This window comes from Dendronalium phyllosphericum CENA369 (genome assembly GCF_016056275.1).
GTDB lineage: Bacteria > Cyanobacteriota > Cyanobacteriia > Cyanobacteriales > Nostocaceae > Dendronalium > Dendronalium phyllosphericum.
Genome location: NZ_JAECZA010000053.1, coordinates 20,652 through 29,362, shown reverse-complemented (window position 1 = coordinate 29,362; position 8,711 = coordinate 20,652). Strand labels below are relative to the sequence as shown.

Here is an 8,711-nt window from a genome sequence, read left to right as displayed (position 1 = left end):
ACCTGCCGCTGTTTTGGCATTAGGAGCAGAGGGGCAGAGGGGCAGAGAGGAAAATAACTCTTAACTCCTAACTCAGCACTCAGCACTCAGCACTCAGCACTTTTCAAGGCACTAATGCCAAAACAGCGGCAGGTGAACCCGAACCGTCACGCAACCGAAGAATACCAATGATTAAGGTAGTACCTTGAGGTGGTAGCTGATGCAAATTTGTGAGATTCTCTAGCACGATGCGCGGTTGTTCTAATACCAAACAGTTAGTAGTAAAACTATCATCCTGTCCTGGGTCTACACCGTGAGTATCAATTCCTAAGCCAGCAATTTGCCGCTCGTGAAGTAGGAAGCGGGTAGCATCACTGCCAAACCCTGGAAAATGCATAATTCCTTGAGCATCTCGGTTAAAGAATGCATTTTTATCCAACCACTTATCTTGCCAGCCAGTATTGAGTAACACTACATGACCAGGAAAAATCTTGCCGTATTTTTCTTCCCAGACTAAAACATCGGCAATGGTAAGAGCATAGTCAGGATAAACTGCTGCGGCTTCACGGATATCTATAACTATCGCAGGTACAATTAATGATTGAGCAGAGTATCGGTCAATTCCCACACCAGAACAGTGAAAGCTGTTAGGAGCATTGATATGGGTGGCGCTATGTTCTCCTAAAGAGAAACGCCGCAAGTAATAGCCATCTTGTGCCAGTGTTGCAACGGTTGTAAATTCTATTGGGGGGTCGCCAGGCCATTGGGGAATAGCTGTGTCTATTACATGGCTGAGATGAATAACGCGTGAGTAAGCGATCGCATATTGATTCTGTGATTGTATCATCCTAGTTTTACACCTCTGGCGATCGCACGTATTTTCGATTACTCGTTCATTTCTTTAAATGTAGCTAGTGCTGAAGGAGATAATCTACTGAGATAGCGGAATATCCAGTATTTAAATATCGTATCCAAAATTACAGGAAATGTAGCAATAAACATATATATTACACCTCTATTTGCTGAAAGTCCTAAATGTTCTGCTAGCCCTTCAAGAATTACCTCCCATCCATGTGGTGAGTGAAATCCTACAAATATATCTGTAAATAAAATTATTAAAAAAGCTTTGGCACTATCACTCAGACCATAGACTGTATCATCTATAAAAGACTTGACGATCGCAATTTCTTTTTTACTATTAGCAATTACTATGGCAAAAGCAATTAATGAAAGTATATCTGCGAAAACATTGCTAATTGCCTCACTACTTTTATGACGAAATTCTTCAGCTATTTCAATTGCTTTTTGCTTCAGATTTACTTCTTTAGCTTTTAAAGAAAGTGAAGGCGATCGCTCGATTAAGCTTTCAAACCTCAGTTGTACTTCAAAATTCTTTAATTCCTTAAGAGCCTCTTCCTCCATTTCTGAATTTAGAAAAATTTGAGTTATGGTATTACCTCTGACGCGTTCCACTATCGGACTTACCAAAATTTGTTTAGATAACTGCTGCGTTAAAAGAGGCACAATCACTAAAACTAGCAAGAATTTTAAAGCAATTTTGGTACGATTTCTCGTTAGCTGATAATTTCTGACAAATTCTGCTTCTGCTTGGGGAGTAAAATCTGATTTAATTTTATTCAGAGTTATGCCAATCGATCTAGGTAATACTCCTGTTTTTTGAGAGATAGGCTGAACTTTAGTCAAATTAGATAAATCTGATTTTTTATGACTTTCATCCTCATTAATTTCTGCATCTTCCAAAACCGAATTACTATTAACTAACTGGTCGCGGAAATTATACTTATCTATAACCTCATCAATAAACTTCAGTCTTTCTAACACAGTCTTATTAGAAATATTGAGGATTGAACGACTCAATTGGAATTCTGCTAATCTTAATTTAATTAGAAGTAAATTTTGCTCTAGACATCCTTGCCAATAAGACATCATATTTTCGGTGTAATTTACTGATTCAGCCGATATCTTTTGGCTACCAAAATGTTCTTTTTCAATATTTTTAATTGTCTGAGCTGCCTTGTATGCTTCTAATAAAGCTCTTTCAGGCGTATTCAAAAACCATTGGTTCATTGTTCGTATAACTTAAAATTGACCAATATTGATTATTTTACCTCTATTTACTATACCATTTCCTAAAAATAATGATCTAGCTCCAAACACAGTAACCTAATACCGCTGCGTGGAATTCAAAATTCAAAATGAATACAGCCTAAGCGTTTCATTGATTTAGAATAGTCTATTTATTTCCGCCGTGCTGTACTAGTTACTTCCATAATTGTTTCAAATTGAAAATTGTTAGCTAAATCTGCTAAATATTCGTTAAGCAGATTATTTTCTGAAGGCATTTGGTCAATTAATTCTAAAATCAGGTCATCGCTACATTGAGCGGCGGCATTGTATATTTGTGCTACCCATTCATTTGACATTTCAGATAACAAAGGCAGTAAATCATCGGGTGTCAAATTTTGTTCTTTATACTGTTGTCTAGTATCTAATATTTGATTACTTTCTTCTCGATACAGATATTGAATTTTTAAATATTTACTAAGTTTTTCTAAGATTTGCTCCTGTCGAAAGGGTTTATTAATCAAATCATCACAACCTGCCGCCATCATTGCTTCTCGTTGCTCCTCAAAAGCGTTAGCAGTTAAGGCGATAATGATAGTACGGGCATTGGCAATAGAAGAATATTGTTCCTTCTGTTCTCTTGCTTTGATCTCTTTTGTGGCTGTGTAGCCATCCATAACTGGCATTCGCATGTCCATGAAAATCAGGTCTGGTTGCCATTCTAGCCATTGAGCGATCGCTTGTTGACCATTGCTAGCCTCCTGCACGTTAAAGCCAATGGATAAGAGTAATTTAACTAGTAAAAGGCGATTATCTGTAACATCATCAACTACTAAAATCCGGTATTGTTTTTGCTCTGGTGCTAAACCAATAACTTGACGTTGAGTTTGGTGTATTTGAATTTCGCAGGCTGAAGCTAGACCAATCTGAATGTCAAAGGTAAATGTACTACCCATACCCAAAACGCTGTTAACAGTAATATCTCCTCCCATCAATTGCACGTATTTGCGGCTAATTGCCAAGCCTAATCCCGTTCCTTGTTGAGATTTTCTGCCAGTTTCGGTTTGCCCAAAAGCTTCAAAAAGTAAATCCATCTCTTCTGGAGAAATACCAGCACCAGTGTCTTGTACCTCGAATAGAAGTGTTGGTTGTCCGTTGTCAGTTGTCAGTTGTCGCTCGCTACTAACAACTGACAACTGACTACTGACCATTGACACACGCAATGTCACACTACCACTGTCAGTAAATTTGATAGCATTTCCGAGAAGGTTGAGCAAGACTTGACGCAGCCTGCTTTCGTCAGTTTGCACGTATTGGGGGATTTCAGGATTACATTCAAATACCAGTTTTAGCCTCTTGGAAGCAGCACGGAAGTGTAACATTTCTTCTAGACTTTCCAAGAGGCGACTTAAGTCAAAACTGCTAACATTCAAGGTGGTTCTACCAGCTTCAATTTTGGACATTTCCAGAATGTCGTTGATTAAGTTGAGTAGATGTTCGCCAGCACGATTGATGATTGCAAGGTTTTGCAGATGTTCTTTAGATAAAGAATTGTCATGGCTCATGACTTGGGTGAAGCCGAGGATGGCATTCAGTGGGGTACGCAATTCGTGACTCATGTTGGCGAGAAATTCACTTTTGGCGCGGTTGGCAGCATCGGCAGCTATGACAGCTTCTTGCAAGGCTTGTGACTGTCTTTGAGTTTGTGCCAGTAATTGTGCCTGCTGTAAAGCAACTCCTAACTGATTGCCGATTTGAACTACAATGTTAATCTCTCCAGTTTTCCATTGGCGGGGGCCAGAATTTTGATAACTCACTAATAATCCCCATAGTTGACTGCCACAAAAGATGGGGACAGTAATATAGGCTTTTGCCTGAAAGCCTTCTAAGAGGTTGATGTAACGAGGGTCAAACCCAGCTTTGTAGATATCTGGTACACAGCGGAAACTTGCGCCTTCAGTTGTTTGCAAATAAATATTCTTATGGTTATTGGCGCTATCCAACATTTTCAGAACACACCGACCATCTTCTAGGGCATCTTCTGTTAAATTAGGGTGATTTTTTTGTTCGTCAATTAAAGAAATCCAACCTTCCCCGACTGATTCCGAAACAAATTCGCCATCCCAGTGGGGATTGAAACGATAAACAACGACGCGATCGCAATTGAGTACTTGCCGCAATTCTTGAGTTGTGGCTGCAAATATCGTCTCCAAATCTAATGTCTGGCGCATCCGTTGAATCACTTGGGCGATCGCTCTTTCTCGTTCTGCACTCTCGTACAAGGCTTCTTCTGTAAGTTTTCTTTCAGTTATATCTGTAATTGTACCGATATAGCCTTGAATTTTTCCATCTTCACCAATGTCTGGTAAAGCTTGCGAGATTACCCAAACAACTGTACCATCAGAACGCAAGCAGCGATGTTCGGACTTTGATGGAATTGTTTTTGCGGCGACTGCCTCGCACCATAAAATATCTATGCGATCGCGGTCATCTGGATATAAAGCATTTGCCCAACCTTTGCCCAAAGAATCTTGCAGGGGAAGTCCTGTAATTTCGCTCCAGCGTTGATTTAAATATAAGGCGTTACCATCAACATCTGTGTGGAAGATGCAAACTGGAGAAGCTTCGGCTAATGTTTGATAGCGTCGCTGGCTTTCTTGTAAAGCGATTTCTGCTTGTTTGCGATCGCTAATTTCCAGCATCACAGTGCCGACACCAGAGGGGCGATCTTCTTCACCTGGTATAGGAAAATAAGAAATGATGAAGTGGCGGACAATATCTGGCTGCTTGGGTAATGGGGTGCTGATTTCTAGGTTAAGAATCGGTTGATTAGTCGAGAGAACCTGTTCGTAAAACGGTGTAACTAAAGGTGCAATTTGGGGAATGATTTCTTGTAATGTTTTACTGATATGGTCTTTTTGCGCCTGTCCGTGAATCTCTGCTAGCACTTCATTGATTTGCACAAACCGCAATTGCTCGTCTAAAATATTCAAACCCACAGGAGCGCTGCTGAAAAAGGCATTAAGTCGGGCTTCCCTAAGTGCTAATTCTCTTTCTAGGGTTTTACGCTCTGTGATATCTTTGTGCGTACCTGTCATTCGCAAAGGCGTACCCTTCTCATCCCACTCAAAAATCTGACCGCGAGCTTGAATCCACTTCCATTCCCCACAGGCGCAACGCATCCGAAATTCCACTTCGTAAACAGGACTAGTACCTTGAAGATGGGCGTTTAAGGCTGATTGGACTGCGGCCCAGTCGTTGGGATGTATCAGTCGTTTAATAGTTGGCAGATTGTCTATAATTTCGTGTTCTTTGTATCCCAACATCTTTGTCCATCGCCAGTCACGATAGATTTTGCCACTACTGATATGCCAATCCCACAATGCTAAATCGCTAGCTTCTAAGGCAAGATGCAATCGTTCTTCGCTTTTTCTGTGGGCGGCTTCTATTTGTTTGCGCTCGATCAGCCCGCCTAACTGACTAGCAACTGCACGTACTAGCAACAGTAAACGCTTATCTACTGGTAACGAGGTGCGTTTAAAAAATACCAAAACAGCTAATACTTGGTTGCCAGCTAAAATTGGTACGGCAAAACCAGCTTTTAATCCGACTTTGGCCGCTTGTGGCGATCGCAAAAAAATTGGCTTTTTGACTTGCGAAACATCTTCAATCCATTCTGGCTCTCGACTCTGCCAAACTCTTCCTGTCAATCCCACACCAGGAGCAAATTTGATAGTTCGGCTTTGGCGACAGAATTCTTCTAAGCAACTTGCTTCTGCATACCAAACCAAGCTATGTTCTAAAATAGAGTCATTATCATTGGGTATCCATGCTTCGCCAAAATCCCAGCCGATGGTGTTACAAATTAAGCGAAGAACGAGTTTTAAAGCACCGTTTACATCGATGGCACGAGTGATGGCTTGAGCTGTTAACAGTAGCAAGCGGCTTTCATTTTCTGCCTGCTTGCGCTCAGTGATGTCTTTAGCTGTGCCCAGTACATACTGTTGGCCATCGATATCGATTAATTCTGCACTCAAGATTGTGGTTTTGATTTCTCCACTAGAAGTGCGAAAATCAACTTCATGGTTGCGAATCGCTTTTGTCTGTAGGAGGAGTTGGGTAAGAAGGGCGCATTGTTCTCGATTTACCCAAATATCCAATTCTTTGTGAGTGCGACCGATAACGTGAGACCGAGAATAACCAAAAAGGCGACAAAAGCTGTCGTTGACTTCGGTATAGCGTGTTTCTGGGAAAGTGGACAGAGCAATGGGGTCGGGAGATGACCTAAAGGCTGATGTTAATTTCTCTTCAGAGGCGCGATGAGCGGCTTCTGCGCGTTGGCGTTCTCGTGCTTCTAGGGCCAATGATACCAAATTACCTAAAGAACGGGCGAAATTCTGATCTTCCAGCGTCCAAGAATGAATAACTCCCACTGCCTCCAAGCATAAAACTCCTACAGTGTTTCCCCCTAGTCTAATAGGTGTATCGAGCATAGAGGTAATGTTGCAAGGGGTTAAGTAAGACTCAGAAAATTCTTTGGTTCTGGCATCGCTATGGGCATCATCTGCCACAATTTGTTGGTCTTGCTGCAAAGCTTGAAAATAAGCTGGATAGTCTGCTGCTGCTAGAGAAAATCCGCTGCTATGTCGAGCGCAACTGTGCTCGAATAAATCAAAGCATTGGATGTTAAGAACTGCTTCGTCATACAGCCAAATACTAACTCTTTCTACAGCTATATTTTTAGCGCCAGCTTCCGTAATTTCCCTAAAAATAACTTTTAAATCGCCTTGATATAGTAACTGATTTTTCGCTAATTTAGTTAACACTAAGTTATGGTTGCGGAGCTTGATGGTGCTTTCTTGCAGGGCTTGTTCTACTTTTTTATATTTTGTAATATTGCTAGCTGTGCCTGTTACACTTATTACTAAACCCTCTTCATTGCAAAGAGCGATCGCATTAAGCATAAGATAAATTAAATGGCCATCTTTAGCTATACAAGTAATTTCGTGTTGGTATATCGGTTCGCCATCAAGAAGATGTGCAAATAGTTCCTGATTGCGAGCTACTTGTTCGGGTAAGATGAAATCAAACCAAGAAAGCCCGATGATTTCTTGCGGTTTGTAACCGTAAACTCTTTTGACGGCAGAGTTAATAAAAGTAATTCGCCCAGATGTATCTGCCGACCAAATAATGTCTTGAGATGTCTCGACTAAGTGGCGATATTTACTTTCACTCGCTTTGAGAGCAGCTTCTACTAATAGACAATCGCGGATTTCTTCTTGCAGTTGCAAATTTTGTCTGTATAGTTGAGCGCGTGCTTGTTTCTCTTGGAGCAGTTGTGCTTGCAATAAGGCAATTTCTATATTTTCATCTGTCAAAGCAACTGTTAATTGAGCTGTATTTAAAATAGATTGGATTTTTTGACTTTGATTATTTAATTCGACTATCAACAACTGACGTTGTTGTCTCTCCTCAATTAGTTGATAATTTTGCTCTTTTACTTGTTTTTGTAACTTTTGAATATAAAGTTGTTTTTGAACGCAGATTAATACATTTTCCCATTGCAATGGTTTAGGAATATAATCAACACTACCTACACAATTAAAATTTATTTTTTTAGATATTTTTTTGATATCGCCAAGAAAAATTATTGGGATATTTTGAGTTTTTTTGTTGTTTTTCAACTGCTGATAGACTTCATAGCCATTCATCTCTGGCATGATTATATCCAGTAGAATTAAGTCAGGGGACATATCCAACACTGCATCTATTGCTAGTTGTCCAGACTTAAATTTCTGTATTTGATAACCTTGTCTTAAAAGAATATTAGATAAAAACTGTAAATTTTCGGAACTATCATCAACTAATAAAATTTTTATTTGTTGAGTATCTATATTCATATAAAATTTTGATATAATATATAAGTATTTTTGTTAATTAAACATAACAATAAATAAAAATTTTTGAAAAAGATTAGCTGTAATTTCTGATGTAAATCTCCTGACTTACCCAGTATTACTATTGTTACTCTCATTTTAACCAGCTGTCTCGTTTGCGTCTGCCTGAAGACAAAACTTTATCTGAAAGGGTTCTAGGGTCCCTCAGCCGAGGTACAATCTTCAAAATTAAGTTTTTTGTGCCTTAGTATCTTTGTAGTTAATAAAATTTTTATTTTTTAACTACAAATACACAAGTAACGTTAGCAAGCAAGTTCTTGAGCGTCAAAGGTTAGAACTGGCGTTGTTTGCTCATCAAAGACTGCTGAAAGGTTTGCCTTTGCCCTACGCTATGCAGGCGGAATATGTGATTAAAGCTGAAAAACCCTAGTTTATGCAGTCAAAACTTCAATTTATTAAATATTTGGGCAAAAATTCTCATATTCCTAACTTCATACTGGTTTTTTCCGAAAATACAAATTAGTTAAACATTTCTGCCTTCTTTTTCTACTCTTGGCGTTCTTAGCGATATCTTGTAAGTACTCCTTATGGAGAACTTGTAAGGAGTACCCGCAGAAGCATCTAGATTAAAAAATTAGCTTTAACAAACAGTTATAGGCTTAATTGAATCGTATTGCTTTTTCAAAATAGATGTGAATTAACTCAACAGAGGTAGAAATGAATGTGATTTTTTTTCTAAAATCTGCCTTT

Annotated in this window: 3 protein-coding genes; all 3 read right to left on the bottom strand. The window is 39.3% G+C overall.

The window, feature by feature from the left end; all coding sequences use genetic code 11:
• Window positions 1-103: 103 nt before the first annotated feature.
• Complete coding sequence (locus I8752_RS13700; RefSeq protein WP_214432873.1) at window positions 104-826, bottom strand: cyclase family protein; 723 nt, start codon at window positions 824-826, stop codon at window positions 104-106.
• Between the two features lie 38 nt (window positions 827-864).
• Window positions 865-2,067: a proton extrusion protein PcxA gene (locus I8752_RS13695; RefSeq protein WP_214432872.1), complete on the bottom strand. Its 1,203-nt coding sequence runs from the start codon at window positions 2,065-2,067 to the stop codon at window positions 865-867.
• A 170-nt stretch (window positions 2,068-2,237) separates the two neighbouring features.
• Window positions 2,238-7,964 carry a PAS domain S-box protein gene (locus I8752_RS13690; protein WP_214432871.1) on the bottom strand — a complete coding sequence of 1,909 codons (5,727 nt, stop codon included), beginning with the start codon at window positions 7,962-7,964 and terminating at the stop codon, window positions 2,238-2,240.
• Window positions 7,965-8,711 lie beyond the last annotated feature (747 nt).